The sequence below is a fragment of the Streptomyces sp. NPDC102360 genome, assembly GCF_044766085.1.
Classification (GTDB): domain Bacteria; phylum Actinomycetota; class Actinomycetes; order Streptomycetales; family Streptomycetaceae; genus Streptomyces.
The window spans coordinates 92139-112133 of the sequence record NZ_JBIWLG010000016.1 but is presented as its reverse complement, the minus strand read 5'-3'; the positions used below and the strand labels follow the sequence as shown (position 1 = coordinate 112133).

The 19995-nt window shown below is 68.9% G+C and carries 18 protein-coding genes; 9 read left to right on the top strand and 9 right to left on the bottom strand.

The window, feature by feature from the left end; all coding sequences use genetic code 11:
- Nucleotides 1-137: 137 nt before the first annotated feature.
- The 8 genes from ACIRHA_RS38975 to ACIRHA_RS38940 all read right to left on the bottom strand — a co-directional run bounded on the left by ACIRHA_RS38975 (nucleotide 138) and on the right by ACIRHA_RS38940 (nucleotide 9200).
- Nucleotides 138-1550 (bottom strand): alpha/beta hydrolase fold domain-containing protein, encoded by a 1413-nt coding sequence (locus ACIRHA_RS38975; RefSeq protein ID WP_403855849.1) that lies wholly within the window; start codon nucleotides 1548-1550, stop codon nucleotides 138-140.
- Between the two features lie 117 nt (nucleotides 1551-1667).
- On the bottom strand, nucleotides 1668-3008 hold the full coding sequence (locus ACIRHA_RS38970) for an amidohydrolase family protein (RefSeq protein ID WP_403855847.1): 1341 nt from the start codon (nucleotides 3006-3008) through the stop codon (nucleotides 1668-1670).
- Nucleotides 3005-4531: an FAD-dependent oxidoreductase gene (locus ACIRHA_RS38965; protein ID WP_403855845.1), complete on the bottom strand. Its 1527-nt coding sequence runs from the start codon at nucleotides 4529-4531 to the stop codon at nucleotides 3005-3007. Before ACIRHA_RS38965 ends, ACIRHA_RS38970 begins: the two co-directional genes overlap by 4 nt.
- Before the next feature lie 3 nt (nucleotides 4532-4534).
- Nucleotides 4535-5869, bottom strand: a complete 1335-nt coding sequence (locus ACIRHA_RS38960) for an MFS transporter (protein ID WP_403855843.1) — start codon at nucleotides 5867-5869, stop codon at nucleotides 4535-4537.
- 1 nt (nucleotide 5870) lies between these two features.
- Nucleotides 5871-6536 (bottom strand): CoA transferase subunit B, encoded by a 666-nt coding sequence (locus ACIRHA_RS38955; protein WP_403855841.1) that lies wholly within the window; start codon nucleotides 6534-6536, stop codon nucleotides 5871-5873.
- Nucleotides 6533-7288 carry a CoA transferase subunit A gene (locus tag ACIRHA_RS38950; RefSeq protein ID WP_403855839.1) on the bottom strand — a complete coding sequence of 252 codons (756 nt, stop codon included), beginning with the start codon at nucleotides 7286-7288 and terminating at the stop codon, nucleotides 6533-6535. Before ACIRHA_RS38950 ends, ACIRHA_RS38955 begins: the two co-directional genes overlap by 4 nt.
- Before the next feature lie 84 nt (nucleotides 7289-7372).
- Nucleotides 7373-8299 carry a VOC family protein gene (locus tag ACIRHA_RS38945; RefSeq protein WP_403855837.1) on the bottom strand — a complete coding sequence of 309 codons (927 nt, stop codon included), beginning with the start codon at nucleotides 8297-8299 and terminating at the stop codon, nucleotides 7373-7375.
- Between the two features lie 52 nt (nucleotides 8300-8351).
- Entirely contained in the window at nucleotides 8352-9200 is an 849-nt protein-coding gene (locus ACIRHA_RS38940; RefSeq protein ID WP_403855835.1) for a fumarylacetoacetate hydrolase family protein, read from the bottom strand.
- A 152-nt stretch (nucleotides 9201-9352) separates the two neighbouring features.
- Between ACIRHA_RS38940 and ACIRHA_RS38935 the strand changes: the two genes are divergently transcribed.
- Both ACIRHA_RS38935 and ACIRHA_RS38930 read left to right on the top strand, forming a co-directional pair.
- A complete protein-coding gene (locus ACIRHA_RS38935; protein WP_403855833.1) occupies nucleotides 9353-10066 on the top strand; it encodes a FadR/GntR family transcriptional regulator in 714 nt (237 codons plus the stop codon).
- 386 nt (nucleotides 10067-10452) lie between these two features.
- On the top strand, nucleotides 10453-10587 hold the full coding sequence (locus ACIRHA_RS38930) for a hypothetical protein (RefSeq protein WP_403855831.1): 135 nt from the start codon (nucleotides 10453-10455) through the stop codon (nucleotides 10585-10587).
- Between the two features lie 84 nt (nucleotides 10588-10671).
- Here ACIRHA_RS38930 and ACIRHA_RS38925 read toward each other — a convergent pair whose 3' ends face one another.
- A complete protein-coding gene (locus tag ACIRHA_RS38925; RefSeq protein ID WP_403855829.1) occupies nucleotides 10672-11382 on the bottom strand; it encodes a transposase in 711 nt (236 codons plus the stop codon).
- 290 nt (nucleotides 11383-11672) lie between these two features.
- Here ACIRHA_RS38925 and ACIRHA_RS38920 point away from each other — a divergent pair, with 290 nt between their 5' ends.
- The 7 genes from ACIRHA_RS38920 (at nucleotide 11673) to ACIRHA_RS38890 (ending at nucleotide 19836) form a co-directional block, all read left to right on the top strand.
- Nucleotides 11673-13091 (top strand): DUF1254 domain-containing protein, encoded by a 1419-nt coding sequence (locus tag ACIRHA_RS38920; RefSeq protein ID WP_403855827.1) that lies wholly within the window; start codon nucleotides 11673-11675, stop codon nucleotides 13089-13091.
- A 684-nt stretch (nucleotides 13092-13775) separates the two neighbouring features.
- The gene (locus tag ACIRHA_RS38915; RefSeq protein ID WP_403855826.1) at nucleotides 13776-14324 is read left to right on the top strand and encodes a hypothetical protein; all 549 of its coding nucleotides are present in this window, start codon (nucleotides 13776-13778) and stop codon (nucleotides 14322-14324) included.
- Nucleotides 14325-14819: 495 nt separating this feature from the next.
- Complete coding sequence (locus ACIRHA_RS38910) at nucleotides 14820-15443, top strand: TetR family transcriptional regulator (protein ID WP_403855824.1); 624 nt, start codon at nucleotides 14820-14822, stop codon at nucleotides 15441-15443.
- A 367-nt stretch (nucleotides 15444-15810) separates the two neighbouring features.
- Nucleotides 15811-17247: a carboxylesterase family protein gene (locus tag ACIRHA_RS38905; protein WP_403855822.1), complete on the top strand. Its 1437-nt coding sequence runs from the start codon at nucleotides 15811-15813 to the stop codon at nucleotides 17245-17247.
- Nucleotides 17248-17293: 46 nt separating this feature from the next.
- Complete coding sequence (locus tag ACIRHA_RS38900) at nucleotides 17294-18307, top strand: alcohol dehydrogenase catalytic domain-containing protein (RefSeq protein ID WP_403855820.1); 1014 nt, start codon at nucleotides 17294-17296, stop codon at nucleotides 18305-18307.
- Between the two features lie 109 nt (nucleotides 18308-18416).
- On the top strand, nucleotides 18417-18602 hold the full coding sequence (locus tag ACIRHA_RS38895) for a hypothetical protein (protein WP_403855818.1): 186 nt from the start codon (nucleotides 18417-18419) through the stop codon (nucleotides 18600-18602).
- 241 nt (nucleotides 18603-18843) lie between these two features.
- Nucleotides 18844-19836: an aldo/keto reductase gene (locus ACIRHA_RS38890; RefSeq protein WP_403855816.1), complete on the top strand. Its 993-nt coding sequence runs from the start codon at nucleotides 18844-18846 to the stop codon at nucleotides 19834-19836.
- The last annotated feature ends 159 nt before the right edge of the window (nucleotides 19837-19995 follow it).

Here is a 19995-nt window from a genome sequence, read left to right as displayed (position 1 = left end):
GCGCACGCGCCGGATCGACGCAACAATCAACGCCTGCGGAAGACTTGAAGCAGCTGCTCTCCATTCGATGCCATTTGATCAGGTGGAGGGCCGCATGAGTGCGGGCCTTGGCCCGGGGCATTCCGCACCGCGTCCGGTCACTCCGGGGTACCGACGGCGAAGACGTGCATGAGCTGTGCGAGGGTCCGGTAGTAGCCGACGAGCGTGGTGAGTTCGAGGAGCTGTTCGGGGCCCAGAACGTCGGCGGCCCGTGCGTACTCCTCGTCGCTCCACGTAGGTCCGGCCGAGGCAAGAAGTCTCCTGCACACATCGTGGGCCGTCTGCTCACGCAGGACGGTGGACGTGAAGCTGCCGTCGCGCAGCGCGGCCAGCTCGGTGTCCGACAATCCAGCGGCGCGGTCGATGCGTTCGTGGGCGTACGTCTCGAATGCACTGGCTGTCTCGGCCGCCACGGTGAGGATCGCAATCTCGCGGGCGCGGGCGTCCAGGGTGGTGCGGTAGCGAAGCGCCGCACCGAGATCCTGGAGGGGAGCGCCGATGCCAGGGGTGTGCAGCATGAGACTGAACGGACCGTTGAGTGCGCCTTTGGCGTCCTGGAGTGGAAAGTGTTGAGGCCCGTTCGAGCGGGGGCCGGACGTGATGTCCTCGAACAGGGCGCGTTGTGCGGTGGTGAGCTCGGGTTCGGCGAGTCGGGGGAGCCGGGGACTCGCGGTGAGATGGGCTTTGAAGAAGTCGGCAATGTCCGCGATGACGCGGTGGCTGTCGAATGCGGGATCTTCGTGGTTGGCTCCGGCCACCAGCCGCACGTGGGCCTCGGCGCCTTCTGCCCGCAGCGCCTCGGCCATCCAGCGACTCTGCTGGGGTGAGGTGATCGCATCCGCAGTGCCGTGCAGGAACAGTGCCGGCGGTGCGGCCGGGTGAGCATGGGTGACGGGGCTCAGCACACGGAGGTGGTGTTCGGCGAGGTCGGCCTCGGTGACGCCTGCGAGGAGCGCCTGGCGCAGCCGCGTGCTGGGCGGTTGGGGCAGGTGCGCGGGCCAGGAGGTCGCCGCGACCTCCGCCGGTATGGGCAGGTCGGGGTCGGGGCGTACGGAGTCCGCGCGCGAGGTGAGGTCGTACGCGCCGAAGCAGCCCACCAACGCCTGCACGGAATCTGCGGGTTGGGCTTCCGAAAGGGCCAGCAGCGCCGCCAGATGTGCCCCCGCTGATGCCCCCCAGACCCCGATGCGGTCTGCGGCGAGTCCGTGCGCGGTCGCTTCGCGGCGTAGCCAGCGGATCGCCGCGCGGGCGTCGTCGAGCTGGGCCGGGTAGGGGGCTACGTGAGCCAGGCGGTAGTCGGCGCTCGCCACGGCGATGCCGTAGGACGCCAAGCGGGTGAGGCGCTCGGTGTGGTCCGTGCGACTGCCCGTCAGCCAGCCGCCGCCGTGCAGGTACAGGACGACGGGGATGCGGGCCGCGTCGGGAGTGACGGGTACATGGAGGTCGAGGCGCAGGCCGTCCGCATACTCGAGCCCCTCGCGGGCGCGGACTTCGTGGGTGGGGCGTGGCATGGGCGGGGGCTCCAAGGAGGTGTGAGCGGGGAGCGGCCGGCGTCGGCGACATCAGGGCGGCTGTCCCGACGGCGCCGACCGCTGTCTGCATCGGGACCATGCTCAGCGGGACCATGCTCAGCGGGACCGTGCGATCGCGGCCAGCACGCGGTCCTGTGAGCGCTGGGCCAGCGCCAGGGCGCGTTGCGGATCGGAGACGAGCAGCTTTCCGTCGCGCTTCACGATGCGGCCGGCGACGAGGACGGTGTCTACGTTGCCGGGGTGCGCGGCGAGCACGAGAGCACCTGCGGGGTCCGACACGGGTGCCAGGTTGAGGTCGTCGGACCGGACCAGGATCACGTCGGCCTGTTTGCCCGGGGTGAGTGAGCCCGTACGGTCGCCGAGCCCGGCGGCCCGCGCCCCGGCCAGCGTGGCGAACTCCAGGACGTCCCGGGTGGTGAGGTTCGCGGGAGCGTTCGGGACCCGGGAGTGTCCGCCACCCGTCCACGACCGGTGATAGGCGAGCAGCGTCCGCATCTGCGTGAACATGTCGCCGGAGCACTTGGTCTCCGTGTCGCCGCTCAGGCTCGGCCGGACCCCTACGGCGAGGAGCCGGTCCAGCGGAATGTCGCCCATGCCGGGCGAGTTGGCCTCGCACTGCACGCCCAGCGATACAGAGGCGCCCGCGTCGGCGATCATCGCGAACTCGTCGTCCGCGCTGCGGCAGCAGTGCACGAAGGTGATGTCCTCGCCCAGCACCCCCGCGTCCCGCAGCTGCGTGACGGCCCGGTGCGGTGCGTTGTGTGCGTACGCGCCCACGTGCACGGTCGTGCGGATCCCCAACTCCCTTGCCAGGCGCAGGTCGTGCAGCCAGACGTCGCGCCGCGCCATTTCCGGGCCGCGCGCCGCCATGGCCAGGGTGAGGAGCTGGTCGTCGGAGGCGAAGTACCGGTCGCGCAGGCGGCGGATGTCCTCCGGGTGGCCGAGCCCGCTGTCGCGGGTCCACTCGGGGGCGAGCGGCCAGCCGTGCGCGAAGACCGCGCGGATGCCCGATTCCTCCAGGGCCTGGATCGCGGCGTCGGAGTGGCTGGGGGTGTTCTGTACGTGCGACCAGTCGACCAGTGTCGTGATGCCCGAGTCGAGCGCGGACAGTGCGCCGAGGAGATTGCCCGCGTACACGTCGTCGGGGCGGTAGGCGGCGCCGACCGGGCCGAGCATCTCCGCGAAGTACTGCAGCGGGTCGGTGTCGGCGTAGTAGTGCCGCACCGCCGTCTGCCAGGTGTGCCGGTGGGTGTCGACGAATCCGGGGGCCACGATGCGGTCGGTGGCGTCGATCACCTCGGCGTCGGGGTGATCGATGCGCGACGCGACCGAACGGACCACGCCGTCCTCGATCAGCACGTCACCGGATGTGAATTCACCGACGGCGGGGTCCATGGTCAGGACGTGGCCGCCACGGATGAGGATCGTCTCGTTCATCGCCGTGCTCCGATCCAGTGCTTGACGTGCTCCGCGGCGGTCTGCGGGTCGGGGGTCTCCTCGCCGACCCAAGCGACATAGGCGTCCGGCCGAATCAACAGACTGCGCACACCTCGCAGTTCGGGACCCGTCACCACGGGCACGCCGGTCACCGTGCGCAACGGCATCGCTTCCGTATCGAGTCCCTCGTACGCACCGTCTCCGGTGCAGTCGATGAGCAAGAAGCGCTGCTCACGCAGGAGTTCACCGACGCGCCGGATTCCGTCGGGAGTGACGAGTTCGAGGTCGGGGGTGCGCTGCCCGGTCAGTGGATGACTGCCGGGGATGCGCGGGTAGGGGCTGGTCAGGCCGTTGAGTTCGAGCGCGATACGGCGATTGACGTCGGGCAGCGGCAGCAGATGTTTCTGGAACATTCGCTTGAACGCGACGCCTTCCGGGGTGAAGTTGAACTGGACGGCGCACTGCGCCTCCACGCTGCGCAGCAACTCCTCGGCCACCGGCCTGCGTTCGGTCTCGTAGGTGTCGAGGAGCGCGTCGTCGGCGTGCCCGTTGAGCACAGCCGCCAGCTTCCAGCCCAGGTTGAAGGCGTCCTGGATGCAGAAGTTCATGCCGACGCCGCTTGCCGGGTAGTGGATGCGGGCCGATTCGCCGACCAGGAAGACGCGGCGGTCCCGGAAGGCGGTGGCGATGCGCAGCGCGTCGGTGAAGCGCGAGGCCCAGCGCAGCCCGTCGAAGCGCACCTCCTGCTCCAGTACGTCGCTGAGGCAGCGTCGCACCTCGTCGGCGGTCACCGGCTCGGACTGCTCGGCGTGCCGCCGCTCGGCGTGCACGATGTTGAAGCGTGTGACCGGCGTGCCGTCCGTGTCCTCGCCGAACGGGAACGAGGTCACCCAGCCGTGCTCGTTGTCCGTCATGGCGCGGCCGTCGTCCGTCAGTGGCCGGGTGCGTACGTCGGCGACGATGCCGGTGAAGGTGGCGCCGTGTCCCTCGAATCCGATCCCGGCCTGCCGGCGCACCACGCTGCGGCCGCCGTCCGCCCCCACCACGTAACGGGACGTCAGCTCAAGGCGGTTGCCGGCGTGCGTCGCGGATACGGTCACCCCGTCGGCGTCCTGCCGCACCTTCTCGACCGTCGCCCCCTGGCGGACGTCGACGCCGACTTCGCGCGCGTGCTCGAGGAGGAGTTCCTCCGTCATGTTCTGCGGCATGATCAGCCGGAACCCGAACCGCGAGTTCAGGTGGTGCCAGTGCACCGGCTTCATCCCCGCCCAGATGTGTACCGGGATGAGGGGGTTGCTCTTGATGGAGCGGGCCCGCTCGAAGAAGCGGTCCGCGAGACCGCGTGCGTCGAAGAGTTCCAGTACGCGCGGCAGGACGGTTCCGGCGCGGGACTGTACGGGCTCCGTGCGCCGCTCCAGAACGGTCACCCGCACACCGGCCAGGGCGAGTTCACTCGCGACGGTGAGCCCGGAGGGTCCACCCCCGACGACGAGGACGTCGGTGTCGGCAGCGATGTCGGTCATGGTTCAGGCTCCTGTCTGGCCCAGCGGCCGCGGCACGATGCCGCGCCGCCCGGTGCGGGCGGTACGGGTGGTGGGATCGGAGGCGAGTTGTTCGCGGTCGCGGCGTGGGTTGATGAAGAACGCGGCGCACAGGCCGCCGGCGATCACGATCAGTCCGGTCACGGTGAACCCGTTCGCGTAGCCGGTCGTCTGGTCGGCGGACGCGTCGAGAATCAGGCCCATCGAGTACGGGCCCGCGATGCTGCCCAGGGAGTAGAGGCCATTGAGGGTGCCCATGACGGCGCCGCGCCGGTTGGCCGGGCAGATCCGGCCCACCGCGTTGTACGCCGACGTCATGGCGACGAGCGGCATCCCCGCGGCCAGCGTCACTCCGCATACCAGCAGGGCGCCGGTGCCGAGGTGCGGGACGAGGACCGCGAAGGCGCCGCCGACCGCGACCGTCGCTCCGGTGATGATGCCGAGCGGGACGCGGTCGCAGACACCCCGGTTCATCAGGCGTCCCGCGTAGGCGCCGATGGCGAGGATCGCGAGGATGCTCAGCACGTTCGGCGGGATGATCATGTTGCCCGCGGCGGAGGCACTGAAGCCGGCGACGTGCACGAAGAACGGCACGAGCCACGAAGTGACGACGGCCAGGCTCCAGGAAGCGGCGAATGCCATGGTGACGGCGCCGATGAACGTGCGGCTGAGCAGGATGCGGCGGTAGGGGGCAAACCCTTCCTCCGGCTCGTCGGCAACCGCCTCCGTGGCCGCGGGCGCCCTCTGCGGCGTGGGTGCCTCCGCGGGACGGTCCTTGCCGAACACCGCATACGCCGAAGCCCACAGCGCGCTGAGTACGGCGGTGGTGAAGAACCCCCAGCGCCAGCCGTACTCAATGATGATCCACGTGAGGATCGGCGCGGAAGTGAGGGCGCCGATGCCCGAGGCGATCTGGGTGAGCGAGGTCGGCAGGCTACGCCGGTCCGGCGGGAACCAGCTGTGCACCGTGTGCACGGTCAGGGGATTGGCGGGGCCTTCGGCGGCACCGATCAGGACGCGGCTCACGAACAACGCCGCGACCGTCGACGTTGCCAGCAACGAGCCCTGAGCCACGGCCCACAACAGCGCGAGGACGACGAACACCCATTTGCTGCGCACCTTGTCCACGAGGAGACCGACCAGAATCGCGGCTACCGTGAACAGGAGATAGAAGCTGCTGCTGGCGAGACCGTACATCGAGTTGCTGAGGTGCAGTTCCTTCATGATGGGCACTGCGGCCAGGCCGAGAACTGCCTTGTCCCAGAAGGTGAGTGCCATCGCGACCATCAACAGGACGGTCATCGTCCAGGCACGTCTCACGTCATGCGACGGCTTCTCCATCGTGTCCTCCGGGGAGCTGGGGCGTGGGTACGCGCAGCCGCGCGGCCGTGGCGGTGACGACCTCTTTGGTGCTGACGCCGGGGGCGGTCTCGACAAGGGCGAGACCTTCTTCGATGACGGCGAGGTCGGTGATGATGCGGTGGACGCAGGCGCGCCCGGTGAGGGGCAGCGTGCAGTCCTGCACGATCTTGGGAGTGCCGTCCTTGGCGGTGTGGTCCATGAGGACCACGACGCGGCGGGCGCCGTGGACGAGGTTCATGGCGCCGCCCATGCCCTTGACCATCTTGCCGGGGATCATCCAATTGGCGAGGTCTCCGCCGGCGGAGACCTGCATGGCGCCCAGGATCGCGGCGTCGATGTGGCCGCCGCGGATCATGCCGAAGGACAGCGCGGAGTCGAAGTAGGAGGCGCCCGGCCGGACGGTGACGGTCTCCTTACCGGCGTTGATCAGGTCCGGGTCGACGTCGGTCTCGTGCGGGAAGGGGCTGACGCCGAGGATGCCGTTCTCGGACTGCAGGACAACATGAATGCCGTCGGGTACATGGTTGGGCACCAGAGTCGGCAGGCCGATGCCGAGGTTGACGTAGTCGCCGTCGCGCAGTTCGGCGGTGGCGCGGGCGGCCATTTCGTCTCGGGTCCAGCTCATACGCACACCGTCCGCTTCTCGATCTGCTTGTCCGCTGCCTGGCCGGGCGTGAGGTGTACGACCCGCTGCACGAATACCCCCGGCAAATGCACCTCGGCGGGATCGAGTTCACCGGGATCGACGAGCGTCTCGACCTCGGCGACGGTCACGCGGCCCGCCATGGCGATCAGCGGGTTGAAGTTGCGGGCGGACTTGGCGAACACGAGGTTGCCGTGCCGGTCACCGCGCACCGCCCGTACGAGGGCGAAGTCGGTGGTGATGCCGCGTTCCAGGACGTAGGACGAGCCGTTGAACCCGCGGACCTCCTTGGCCGGTGAGGCCAGAGCGACGCTCCCGTCCGCTGCGTACCGCCAGGGCAGCCCGCCCTCCGCGATCTGTGTGCCGACGCCGGCCGGGGTGTAGAAGGCGGGGATCCCACAGCCGCCGGCGCGCAGGCGTTCCGCGAGGGTGCCCTGCGGGGTGAGTTCGACTTCCAGTTCGCCGCTGAGGTACTGGCGGGCGAATTCCTTGTTCTCACCGACGTAGGAGCCCGTGACACGGGCGATGCGTCCGGCTGCGAGCAGGATGCCGAGACCGCGGCCATCGACGCCGCAGTTGTTGGAGACGACCTTCAGCGAGCGGGCACCCTTCGCGTGCAGCGCCCGTATCAGTGTCGCGGGCACGCCACAGAGACCGAACCCCCCTACGGCCAGGGACGCTTCGTGGCCGATATCGGCCACGGCTTCCTCGGCGGAGGCCACTGTCTTGTTCATACACATCTTCCTTGTACGTGATCCAGAGCGAGGGCGCGTACCGGCCGGGGTAGCCGGGACGGGAGCCGGTCGGCGGGCACAGGGTCACCGCTCCGCGCTGTGCGTACCGGTCATCAGCGCGCCGAGGTCCTCGGGGCGCAGGAAGGACGGAGGCGGCGGCGGGCCCCAGTTGAACAACCCTTTGGCGCCGTCGAGGACTTCGGGCGTCCACAGGTGGTCGTCGACCACGCAGTCCATGTCGGAGTAGTACTCGGAGAAGTTCCCTGCGGGGTCCTTCAGGTACCAGAAGAAGTTGGAGCCCGCGTGATGGCGGCCGAGTCCCCACACGTGGCGCTCGGGGTTCCCCTCCAGCATGGCGGTGGCACCGCGGCCGACGTCGTCGATGTCGTCGACCTGCCACGAGGTGTGGTGCAGGAAGGCGACGGGTGCGTTGAGCACGAGGATGTTGTGGTGATCGGTGGAGCAGCGCAGGAACGCGCCCTCGCCCTTGATGTAGTCACTGGCCTTGAAGCCCAGGCCGTCGCGGAAGAATGCGGTGGTCGCCTCGAAGTCAGGGGTGCCGACGACGGCGTGCCCGAGCTTGCGGGGTTGCACGGGAGCGGCGCGCAGGATGCCGGGGGCGCGGGAGCCGGGGCGCTCGATGCGGCCGGGGCCGTTGTAGGGCGTGGCGGGAAGGATGGGCTGGGTGAGCCTGGGAACGACTTCGAGGACTGCGCGGACCGAGGTGGCCTTGTCGTACGCGGTCAGGGCAGTGCCCTGCCGTTCGCCGACGATACCGATACGTGCCAGGCGGAAGGCCGCGGCAGCCAGGTCGTCGGGGTCGTCGACGCCGATGCGTACCTCGATGAGGCGACGGGTGGGGGCGTGCACGATGCTCAGCTGACGGCCCCCGTCGCGGGTGGCGAACCAGCCGTCGCTCTCGGGCGTCAGGCCGAAGTCGGCGTAGTAGGCGGCGGTTTCGGCGACGTTGGGGACCCCCATGGTGATGGAGGTCAGGCGGTGCAGTGCCATGACGGGGCTCCTTTGTCCGGGTGCATGGTCCGCTTTCTCGACCGCGGGCGGGTCAGCCGGTGAAGGTCTGGCGGAGCGTGCCGATGCTCTCGATGGAAGAGACCAATACGTCACCGGGGGCCAGCCAGCGTTGCGGGTCGCGGCCCAGGCCGACGCCGGCCGGGGTGCCGGTGAAGATCACGTCGCCGGGTAGGAGCGGCAGCACGGCGGACAGCTTCGCGATCAGCGTGGGAATACTGAAGATCAGGTCGCGGGTGCGGCCCTTCTGGACCTCTTCGCCGTTGATGGAACAGGTGAGTTCGAGGTCGTCCGGGTTACTGAACTCGTCGGGGGTGACCAGCCACGGCCCGATCGGCGTGAATCCGGGGAAGGACTTGCCGAGGCTGAACTGCGGGACGGGGCCCGCCAGCTGGGAGACGCGCTCGGAGATGTCCTGGCCGACCGTGAGCCCTGCGACGTGCGACCAGGCATTCGCCTCTGCGACGCGCTCGGCGCGGGCGCCGATCACCGCGACCAGCTCGACCTCCCAGTCGGAGTGCCCCCGGGCCGGCAGTGAGACCTCGGTGACCGGGCCGGAGATGCTGGCGGCGAACTTCGTGAACACCGGCGGCAGGCCCTCGGGTGCCTCGAAACCGGACTCGGACGCATGATCCCGGTAGTTGAGTCCGATGGCGAACAGCTGGCGGGGGGCAGGGACGGGCGAGCCGAGGTCGGCGGCCTCGAAGGGCTGCCCGGCCGGGAGTTCGGCCGTGTCGGCCCACGCGCGAAACTCCGCCCAGCGTTCGTAGACGGCCTGCGGGTCGGCCCCGAAACGTCCACCGCTGGCCTCTTCGACGTCGACGGCCCGCTCCTGGTCGTCGGTGATCAGGGCCAGTCGGCCGGTCAGATTGGCGATCCGCATGGGGCACTCCTCGTCGATGTCATGGCGATCACCTTGCTGGCGCGTAATTAACCATGATGATTATCGAGATGTTGCATCCAGCGTTCACCTGACGTCAAGAGTGGACCGAGGTAACCTTCATAATGAATCAACTGAAACCTCGAAGGAGAGCCTTGAGCACCGCACGCGATACCGCACGCACAGGCGCGTCCAGCCGGGCCGAGCAGGCGGCGCAGCGCATGGCCGTGCTCGCCGAGGCCGCACAGCCCGGGGCCAGGCTCGGCACCAAGGAGTCGTTGCGTACCCAGTGCGCGGTCTCGGTCGGGACCTTCAATGAGTCGCTGCGGCTGCTGCAGTCGCGGGGACTGGTCACCGTACGCCCGGGTCCCGGAGGCGGGATCTTCGTCGCCGAGCAGTCCCCGATGGTGCGACTCGGCAACTCCGTCCTCGCTCTGGACGCCCAGGAGACGGATGTCGCGGATGCCGTGCGTATTCGCGACGCTCTCGACCCGCTGCTGATCGAGGACGCGCTGTGGCACGCCTCGCCTGCCGACATCGCGGATCTGCGGGAGCAGATCGAGGCCATGGCGGAGGCGGTCACGGCGGCCGACCCCGTCGCCTTCGTCCACGCCAACTGGAAGCTGCACGCCCGTATCGCCGCGATCAGCCCGAACCCTCTGCTGCGGTCCCTCTACAAAAACCTGCTCGACCTGATCGAGGCGCACACCCTCGCCGTGCTACCCGCGAGCGACCAGCCACTCACCGAGTACATCGCCGAGCGGCACGAACTCCACCGCGACCTCGTCGACGCCCTTGACGCGCGTGACCGCGAGGCGGCGCTGCGGCTCATCCACCAGCACAACACGAGCCTCGCAGACGAAGGCTGACCGAGCGCCCGGCCTCGCACCGGTGCGCGCGGGACCGAGGGTGTGACGACCGTTCCCCTCGGCATGACGATCAGCGGGTCGCGATACCGGACGGCTACGGCGAATCGGCCGAATCCTGGACCGGCCTACTGAGCGAAGCCGCCCGTCACGGGGTGCGCTCCTGGTCATCGGCGACCGCGCGCTCGGCTCCTGGAAGGCCCTCGCGGAGCTCTTCCCCAGCCCGGCACCTGGCAGCGCATCCGAAATCCAGCGCGGGCGCTCTCATCCCGTCCCAGCACGGGAGCCGCGACAAAGTACAAGAAGATCCGGGGGCGCCAAGACTATGAGCCTGCGACGCGGGCTGCATAGCACCCAGGTGACGTGATAGTTCACGGCATCAACTCACCATGGACGGTCTGGCCGAGATCGTGGCCGCCTACGAAGCCGAGCACGAGCCGCTGAACTCGGCCGAAAACCAGGCCGCACAGACGGAATTGTTCGGTGACGCACCGGCGCACACGTCCAACGACAGCACCACATGAGGAAACCCGCGGCCAGGTCCCTGGTGCTCGGCTCCCAGGCGTCTTCGCTACTGAGCGATTCTGTCGGGGATCTCGGTGGGCGGGTCATTTTCCTTGCCGCCACCACAGTGCGCGATGGAGGCCGTGGGATTCGAGGTACTCCTGGAATGCTGTCGGTCGCCGAGGGCGGTAGGTGGTGCCCCAGGGGACTTGCTCGGTGAGACGTTCGATGTTCACGGCGATGGCGGTCAGGACATGCTGGACGTGGGTCTTGGGCAGTCCGTGGTAGCGGCAGCGGCGTGCCTGGTGCCCCAGGGCCAGTTCGGCGACGGTCCCTTCGGCCCCGGAGCGAAGGGCGTAGAGCTTGCGCCAGGCCGGATCCTGCTGGTCCGCACGGTTGCGTGCCTGGAGTTCGTGCAGGTGCTGGGGGAGGAAGTAGACCGATCGGGCCGCGCGTCCGCGGGTGCACGAGGCACGTACCGGGCACGGGTCGCACTGTCGCGGACGGAAGTGGGAGGCAATGTAGGGGGCCATGGCGGGGGTCTGGACCCAGCTGGTGGTCGACTGGCCGCGGGGCAGGTGACCTGACGGTTCGCGAAGTCGATGGTGAAGTCGTCGCGGGCGAAGCCGGTCCGTTCCCTGTGTTGCCACTGTCCGCTGGCCTTGACCGGTCCGACCAGGGCGATCTTGTACTCGCGCTCGGACTGGTCCAGCAGAGCCACCGAAAGGTAACCGCCGTCCATCAGATGGTCGGTGGGCAGCAGGTGCCGCCGCTTGAGGCGGGCGTGGACGTCGCCGTGCGGGTCGCCCGGCCATAGGTCGGCCGTGGCCGTGCCCGCGCGCCGGTCCACTGCGACGGTGCGCTCACGGAAGTCGACCATTGGAATGTGGCTCTGTACGGGAGAGCAGGCAGCGTTTGTTCACCGGTTTGGACAGCACCTGAGGTGAGCGGACAATCGAACAGTTCATGACGGTCGACAGCAGTTGGGACGCCTGGGGTTGTGCTCGGTCGCTGCCGTTCGCGGAGGCTCGGCGTGTCGAGCGAAATCACACTTCTCGGGTGATAGGCATTTATTCGTCCTATCTATCCCCAAGAAAGAGCGGCCATGACTTATCTGCGTGACGCCATGCTGACGGGTGACGAGACGATCGAGACACCCTTCGGCGTCCTCCGCCTGGAGCACTCTTTCCCGACCGAGGAGTCGTCCGCTCTGCTCTTCGATCAGCTGGACGCGCAGCGTGCCGCGCAGGCGTACCTGTGGTCGCTGCCGCTGGTGGGGTTCGTGACCTGGCGTGAGCGTGCGGCCGAGACCTTCGGTGCGACCGGGTTCGGGGACTTCGTGGTGTACGACTCGCTGCGCGAGAAGCGCGGCATCGTCACCGCGAACCTGACGACGCCTTACATCATCAACTTCACCAGCCTCGCCGACGGCCCGGTCCTGATCGACTACCCGGCCGGGCCGACGGCCGGCGGCGTCCTGGACTTCTGGCAGCGTCCGATCGTGGACCTCGGGCAGACGGGCCCCGACCAGGGCAACGGCGGCGGCTACGTCGTCCTGGGCCCGGACCACGACGACGCGCCGTTCAAGGACTCCGGCCGGTACGTGGTGCGCTCGGAGACCGTGAACGTTTTCATCGCCTTCCGGGTGCTGACCCAGAACCCGCAGCTCATGGCGGCGGCGAAGGCCGGCCTCAAGCTCGGCCGGGCCGGCTCCGATCCGGCTCCGGTGCGGTTCATCGAGGGCGTGGACCGCGAGTGGAGCGCAACGCCCGCCCGCGGTCTGCAGTACTGGCAGGACCTGGCCACCGTGCTGCAGGAGGAGCCCGTCCGTGAGGTCGACAAGGCCCTGATGGCGATGCTCGAACCCCTGGGCATCGCCAGTGGCAGCACATTCGCCCCCGACGAGCGGCAGCGCCGCATCCTGCAGGAAGGTGCCGCGCTCGGCGAACTGCTCGTGCGCAACCTCCAGGTCAACCCCCGCTACACCGCCCCCTATTGGGCCGGCACGAACTGGTACAAGAGCTTCGACTTCCAGGTTGACCAGGAGACCGACACCGCCTTGCAGCTGGACCAGCGCGCCACCTGGTTCTACGAGGCCGTCACCAGCACCCAGGGCATGGTCAACCCCACCCCCGGGACCGGCCAGGTCTACATGACCTCCAAGCGCGACAGCCAGGGCCGTCTGGTGCGGGCCGACCGCACCTACAGGCTCCACATCCCGCGGGACGTCCCCGTCGCACAGTTCTGGTCGCTCACCCTCTACAGCGAGGACACCCGCCGCCCCTACGACAACGGCGGCACCGAAACCCGCAGCGTCAGCCTCGACAGCCGCGACCAGCAACTGACGTTCAACGACGACGGCAGCATCGACCTCTACATCGGCCCCACCACCCCCACCGGGACCGAGGGCAACTGGATGAAGACCGTCGCCCCGGACGGCTGGTTCGTCTACTTCCGCCTCTACGCCCCCACCGAGCCGTTCTTCGACAAGACGTGGACCCTCCCCGACTTCGAAGCCCTGTGAGAGCCCACCCGGCCTGACAAGGCGTCCCTGCTTCCACAGCAGCGACACCCCCCATCGAGCGCTGTCGCCTGTCGTGAACATCGAACAAGGCATCAACAGGGCGCTGCCGGACGTCATGAACAAGTGCTGTCGGGGCTCGTGAACAAAACCACTGGTCGGCTACCGCAGTCTGCTCAAGAACCACCTCATCCCCGCCTGGGGAGCCGTCCACCTCAACGACCTTGCCCCCTCTGCCATCACCGTCTGGCTCAAGAACCTCCAGCCCGCCTACAGTCCCCGCACCGTCTCCGCCATCGGCAAGCTCCTCAGCCTCATCCTCGCCGCAGCCGTCTTCGAACGCCGCCTCACCACCAACCCCGTCAAGATCCCCCGCCAGCGCGACCACACCCACCGCGACCACGGCACCTGGGCCGAGGAACACGAACTCCTCACCATCGCCCGCCGTGCCGCCCACCTCTCCACCCTCAACCATTCCCTCCTCGTCATCACCGCCGCATACACCGGCATGCGCTGGGGAGAACTCTCCGGACTCCGCCGCCCCACCTCGACCTGACCACCGGCGTTATCCACATCCACGAAGAACACGGCAGCCTCCCCGAAGTCGACGGCCACCACACCTACGGGCCCCCGAAAACCGCTGCCTCCGTCCGGGACGTCACCCTCCCCCCGTTCCTCGTCGGCCTCATGCGCCAACACCTGGCAAACCGCAGCCAGTTCAACCACGTCTTCACCAGCACCCAGGGCAAACTCCTGTGCCGCTCCATCTTCCAGCGCTGCGTCTGGTCACCGGCCGTCCACGGCCACACCTTCTCCGACGGCACCACCTGGAAGCCCGTCAAACCCGGACTCACCTTCCACGGCCTGCGCCACTCCCACAAAACCTGGCTCATCGAGGACGACATCCCCGACGTGGTCCAGGACCGCCGCCTCGACCACACCCTCGACGACCACATCAACGACATCTACTCCCACGTCGCCGACACCCTCAACACCCGCATCCTCACCGCCCTCGAACAACGCTGGCAGCACTCCATCGCGGCGGCCGACGCCGCGTGGACACCGGCGAACGCTTCCATGGTCGCGCTCCTCGTCCTCCCGTTCGAGGCACTGGCCATCTCGCTGCTGCTGATGGAGCTGGGCTGGCTGGACACCTGTCAGTGGATACGTCAACCGCCTTGCACGCTGAGACAGCATCGACGCACCCAAGCCAAACTATTCGGTTTGACGAGATGAAGCGACCCGCGTTCGGTCAATACCGAACGGTTTGGTTTAGGTCTTTGAGGTGAGTCGGGCACCACGAAGAATCCCGAAGGGGTGCCGCGACTGCCGTCGGTCCGCCTCGAGCGGATTGCGAAGTTTTCTCAGGCTCCGCAGGCAGCAATCGCTGCGCCGACCGAACGATGCACACAGCAAGGCGAAGACCGTGAGCGATGCTGTGTGCGCCATTAGGGCCATACAGAGGTGACCGAGTTCATCGAGCTCATGATGGCCGGAAACCTGACCCAGAAGTTTCGCGACACGTTCCTCGGTGGCGGGGGGAGCCGGCTTCAAGCCCTTCCGCAACGTCAGCCGTTGGCAACCGGGGACGCCGTCCCGCACCACGAACCCGCCGCATTTCCCGGTCCTGGCAGGGTCGTCTGTGGCGGGTCGGCGCTGTTTCCCGCAGCCCCGCTGCCCCAGAGTGACTATCTGTCAAACCGAACGGTTCGGACGCGTATGGTTGTTTCCATGCCTCGTTCCACCGCCTCCAGTAAGTCCCCGGACGCCACTGCCGTCGGCACGCCCGCCGACACCCGGCAGCGGATCATCGCCGCGGCCAAGGAGGAGTTCGCCCGGTACGGGATCGCCGGCGCCCGCGTGGACCGCCTCGCCAAGCAGGCCCGGACCAGTAAGGAACGGGTCTACGCCTACTTCAGCAGCAAAGAGGCCCTCTATCGGCACGTCGCCGAGCGGGAACTGACCGCGCTCGTCGAGGCCACCCGGCTCGACACCGCCGACCTGCCCGGTTACGCCGGTATCCTCTTCGACCATTTCACGGCCCATCCGGAGCACTACCGCCTGATCACCTGGGGCCGCCTGGAGCTGGCCGACTCCGATGCCGACGCCAACCCCCTGCAGGCCACCATCGTCCGCAAGATCGACCAGCTCCGCGACGCACAGCGCACCGGGCTGCTCGATCCGAGCTGGGATCCGGTCGACGTCCTCGCGCTGATCAATCAGATCGCCGCTACCTGGTCGGGCCAGCCGGAGATCGCCGCCGCAGCGGCCGAGTGCGCCACGAACACCTCCGCCGGCGCACGCCGCGCAGCCCTGGTGACCGCCGTCGAGCGCCTGTTCCCCCGTACGGGCTGAACCCGTCAGCCCAGCGGAACCGGGCCGATCGCTTCTTTCGGGGCATCTCGTCGCCATGCGGATCGCGGCCACCTGTGCGGCGTGACTGTCGGGGATGCCCCGACGTGCTCCGCCCGGGCCGCGGTCCGCGATGATCCGGAGAGGCAAGCGCGCAGACGGGATCCGGCTACTCATCCGGGGCGGGAGGCCCGCAAAAGCTGCGGACTGCGAGGAAGAGGCGCACTGAAGTGTCACCTGCTGACCATGGGGTGACCGCTGTCCGCCGGGAGATGTGTCGGACTCCAGGGAACGATGGGAGAGCGTCACCGCAGCAATCAGCTGTCGATACACCGCGCGAAGCATCTGAACCGCGCCGGAAGGACATGTCATGACCGCCACCGCTCCCAAGGCCCCGACAGCACCAGGGGTGCGGTCCTGGTGGGGAATTCCGTACGCCACCGCCGAGCGGTACCGCCGCCCCGTGGTCGCGGACTTCGACCCGGACCTCCCGTACGACCGCAAGGGTGTCGTCTCCGTCCAGCCCGACAGCGGTGACTGGCTCGAGGCGGACAGCGGGATGGGCGAGGACTGCCTGAACCTGAACGTGTGGGCCCCCGAGCGGTCGGCCGGCAAGGCGCTCCCGGTGGCCGTGTACATCCACGGCGGCGGATTCGAGTTCGGCGCGAACACCCAGATCACCTCGAACGCCTCCGGTCTCGCCGCGACGGGGCGCGTGGTGGGCGTGTCGGTCAACTACCGGCTCGGCGCCCTTGGCGCGGTCTCGCTCTCGCAGTACGGCGGGAAGCTCGCCGAGGCCAGCAACCTCTTCCTCCAGGACATCATCGCCGCGCTCACCTGGGTCCAGCGCAACATCGCCCACTTCGGCGGCGACGCGGACAACGTCACCGTCTACGGCCACAGCGGCGGCGCCTACTCCTCCCTCGGACTGCTCGGCGCCTCTTCCGCCGACGGCCTGTACCGGCGCCTGGCCGGGTTCTCCGGCGGGCCCGCCCGCTCCATCCCGGCCTGGTGGGCGGAGGAACTCGCCCACTTGTTCGTCACCGAACTCGGCGTCGCGGACAACCCGGAGACGCTGCTGGACCTCGACCCGCTCTCCCTGCGGGACGCCCTGCGCAAGGTCGCCCCGACGGACCTCGGGGAACGGGGCGGGGTGGACAACAAGGCCACCGGCGTCGTCCTGGACATCGGGCAGCCCGGCGCGGTGGTGCACGGGCACCCCATGGACGTCCTGGCCTCGGGCGCGCACCGTGACGTCGACATCCTGCTGAGCATGGCCAGCGACGACATGGGCTGGTGGGTGGCGAACGACCTCGACCGGTTCGACCCGGGCACCGTCGACCGCATCGTCGACGAGGTCGCGGGGTGGCGCATCTCCCGCTCCCGCGCGCAGAAGATCGTCGAAACCTACGACCAGGGCGGCCTTACCCCGGCCGAGGTCCGCGCCGCGGTCATGGCGGACTACCTCTTCGCGATCCCCGCCGCCCGCGGCGCCCTGGCCCACGCCGCCGCCGGCGGCAACGCCCACCTCCTCCTGATCGGTCCCGCCGAGGGCGCGCCCGCCGTGCACGGCACCGAGATGTACGCCCTGGTCGGCCAGGAACAGCCGGGCCGCAGCGCGGAGCAGGCCGAGCGTGACACCCGTCTCCGCGACATCGTGCTCGACTTCGCGACCGGCGAGCACTCCCGTCTGTGGCCCGCGGTCACGGACAAGCCCACCTCGGAAACCGTCGGCAACTCTCCCTTCGAGGCCACCGCCCACTACCAGCAGGTCCTCGACCTGTGGGAAGGCATCGACCGCCCCTGACGGAAACAACACACAAAGAGGGGGCGAACAGAGTGAGGAACTCGGCATGAGCCAACCGACAGCAGCCGCCGGCACCGCACCGGCGACGATGAGGGCCGTCGTCGTCACCCGCCCCGGCGGCCTGGAGGCACTGGAGATCAAGGACGTGCCGGTGCCCGTCCGTAAGCCCGGCTGGGTGCGGATCAAGGTCAAGGCGTTCGGCGTCAACGAATCCGAGGTCACCACCCGCAAGGGAGAGTCGGACCCGGAGGTCACCTACCCGCGCGTGCCCGGTATCGAGGGCGTCGGCGTGGTCGACGAGGCCAGCGGGCTGCGGCCGGGGCAGCAGGTGGCGACCATGATGGGCAACATGGGCTGCAGTTACGACGGCGCATACGCCCAGTACGTCACCGTCCCCGCGACGCAGGTCATCCCGTTCGAGACCAGCCTGCCGTGGGACCTGGTCGGCGCGCTGCCGGAGATGTTCCAGACCGCCTACGGATCCCTCACCCGTGGCCTGGACCTCAAGGCCGGACAGACGCTGCTGATCCGCGGCGGCACCTCCACGGTCGGGCTGAGCGCGGCGGGGATCGCGAAGGACCTCGGAGCGACCGTGCTGTCCACCACCCGCAGCGAGGCGAGGGCCCGGGAACTGCGGGCCGCGGGCGTCGACCACCCCCTCGTCGACAACGGCACCGTCGCCGACCAGGTGCGCGAGCTGATGCCGGACGGCGTCGACGCCGCACTGGAACTGGTGGGCTGCTCGGTCCTCCCCGACACCCTTCACACTGTCCGCCGCCACGGCACGGTCTGCTTCACCGGGGCCCTGGCGGGCCAGTGGACCATCCCCGACTTCAGCCCGTTCATGATTCCGGGCGGGGTGCGGCTGACGTCCTACGGCGGTGAGGCCGCCGACCTCCCGGCCGACGTCTTCGCCCACCAGCTGCAGGCCATCGCCGCCGGGCGTCTCAACGTGCCGGTCGCGAAGGTCTACCACGGCCTGGAACAGGTCCGCGACGCCCAGGCCGACCTCGAATCCGGCGCCACGCCGGGCAAGCACGTCGTCGTCCTGGACGACTGAGACCTGATCGCGGGACGCGACAAGGTCATCGCACACATTCGTGCGCAGTGGGTGCCTCAGGCCGGCGGTGAGCGTCGGTGGTGCCCGTTGTTTCCGAAGGTGAGCACAGATGGCGGACCAGACAGCAGCAGGCATTTTCGGTGCCACGACTATCCGGCCTCCGTTGGACCCGGAGCTCGCGCCCGTCGAGGAGGCGCGGGGCGCTGTCTTTCCGGCCCTGACGGACGAGGCCCTGCGGGAGATCTCCGACGGCAGATCGCCGCGGATGCCCCCGCGTTGGACGCGCAGGCTCTGACGGCGGGCGGCAGGGGGCGGGTGAAGGAGCGCCAGGTACCCGGGCCGGAAGGCGCGCCGGTCTTCCGCTTCCAGGAGGGGAAGACGCGGTCTGGCCGGAGTCGCGGGACTGGGGCATGGTCCCAGGATTGAACGCCAAACCGTTTGGTTTGGCGTTTGGGTGGTCGGCACGTAGGATCAAACAGAACAGTTCGGTTTGACCCCTGCGGGTGAAGCCGGCGAACTACTCAGGGAGTGAACTCATGCAGCACCGCAATCTGGGCTCTCAGGGTCTGCGCGTCTCGGCGCTCGGCCTGGGGACCATGGGCATGTCCATGGCCTACGGGGCCTCGAACGACGACGAGGGCATCGCGACCATCCGCCGCGCCCACGAACTCGGGATCGACTTCTTCGACACCGCAGAGCTGTACGGCGCCGGTACCGGCAGCAACGAGATACTCCTGGGCGAGGCGGTCAAGGACTTCCGCGACGAGGTGGTCCTTGCCACCAAGTTCGGCTTCGACATGACCGCCCCGGCGCTCAGCCCCGGCTTCAACAGCCGCCCGGAAAACATCCGCAAGGTCGCCGAGAACAGCCTGCGCTACCTGCAGAGCGACCACATCGACCTCTTCTACCAGCACATCTCCGACCCGGATGTTCCGGTCGAGGAGGTCGCCGGAGTGGTCGGCGAACTGATCGCCGAAGGCAAGGTGAAGTACTTCGGTCTGAGCAACGTCGGCCCCCAGTACATCCGACGCGCCCACGCCGTCACCCCGGTCTCCGTGCTCCAGTACGAGTACTCGCTCTTCGAGCGGGAGGTCGAGGAGAAGATCCTGCCCGTCCTGCGGGAACTCGGCATCGGCCTGGTGCCCTACTCCCCGCTCGGCCGCGGCTTTCTCACCGGCCAGGTCAAGCCCGCCAGCGAATACCCCGCGGACGACATGCGCAGCTGGGACGAGCGCTGGCAGGGCGACAACTACACGTACAACCTGCACGCCACCGAACAGCTCAAGAATCTGGCCGACACCAAGGGCATCACCACCGCCCAGCTCGCGCTGGCCTGGCTGCTCGCCCAGGGCGAGGACATCGCACCCATTCCCGGCACCCGCAGCACCAAGCGCATCGAGGAGAACGCCGGCGCCGCCGACGTCCAGCTCTCCGCCGCCGATCTGGCCCGCATCGCCGAGATCCTTCCCCACGGTTCGGCAGGCAGCCGCTACCCGGCTGCGCTGCTGTCCAGCTTCACCACAGACTGACCGCACCGACACACGCGCGACGAGGCTGGGCCCGTCGGCCAAAGGCGGCACGCGGGGGGGGGGGGGGGGGGGGGGGCCGGCGCCCCCCGGCGGGGGGGGGGGGGGGGGGGGGGGGGGGGGCCGAGGGGGGGCGGGGGGGGGGGGGGGGGGGGGGTGTGG

Bases quoted from the DNA above. Each gene is read 5' to 3' on its own strand.
- ACIRHA_RS38975 (WP_403855849.1), bottom strand. From the start codon at position 1,550: ATGCCACGCCCCACCCACGAAGTCCGCGCCCGCGAGGGGCTCGAGTAT.
- ACIRHA_RS38970 (WP_403855847.1), bottom strand. From the start codon at position 3,008: ATGAACGAGACGATCCTCATCCGTGGCGGCCACGTCCTGACCATGGAC.
- ACIRHA_RS38965 (WP_403855845.1), bottom strand. From the start codon at position 4,531: ATGACCGACATCGCTGCCGACACCGACGTCCTCGTCGTCGGGGGTGGA.
- ACIRHA_RS38955 (WP_403855841.1), bottom strand. From the start codon at position 6,536: ATGAGCTGGACCCGAGACGAAATGGCCGCCCGCGCCACCGCCGAACTG.
- ACIRHA_RS38950 (WP_403855839.1), bottom strand. From the start codon at position 7,288: ATGAACAAGACAGTGGCCTCCGCCGAGGAAGCCGTGGCCGATATCGGC.
- ACIRHA_RS38945 (WP_403855837.1), bottom strand. From the start codon at position 8,299: ATGGCACTGCACCGCCTGACCTCCATCACCATGGGGGTCCCCAACGTC.
- ACIRHA_RS38940 (WP_403855835.1), bottom strand. From the start codon at position 9,200: ATGCGGATCGCCAATCTGACCGGCCGACTGGCCCTGATCACCGACGAC.
- ACIRHA_RS38930 (WP_403855831.1), top strand. From the start codon at position 10,453: ATGGACGGTCTGGCCGAGATCGTGGCCGCCTACGAAGCCGAGCACGAG.
- ACIRHA_RS38925 (WP_403855829.1), bottom strand. From the start codon at position 11,382: ATGGCCGGGCGACCCGCACGGCGACGTCCACGCCCGCCTCAAGCGGCG.
- ACIRHA_RS38920 (WP_403855827.1), top strand. From the start codon at position 11,673: ATGACTTATCTGCGTGACGCCATGCTGACGGGTGACGAGACGATCGAG.
- ACIRHA_RS38915 (WP_403855826.1), top strand. From the start codon at position 13,776: ATGCGCCAACACCTGGCAAACCGCAGCCAGTTCAACCACGTCTTCACC.
- ACIRHA_RS38910 (WP_403855824.1), top strand. From the start codon at position 14,820: ATGCCTCGTTCCACCGCCTCCAGTAAGTCCCCGGACGCCACTGCCGTC.
- ACIRHA_RS38905 (WP_403855822.1), top strand. From the start codon at position 15,811: ATGACCGCCACCGCTCCCAAGGCCCCGACAGCACCAGGGGTGCGGTCC.
- ACIRHA_RS38900 (WP_403855820.1), top strand. From the start codon at position 17,294: ATGAGCCAACCGACAGCAGCCGCCGGCACCGCACCGGCGACGATGAGG.
- ACIRHA_RS38895 (WP_403855818.1), top strand. From the start codon at position 18,417: ATGGCGGACCAGACAGCAGCAGGCATTTTCGGTGCCACGACTATCCGG.
- ACIRHA_RS38890 (WP_403855816.1), top strand. From the start codon at position 18,844: ATGCAGCACCGCAATCTGGGCTCTCAGGGTCTGCGCGTCTCGGCGCTC.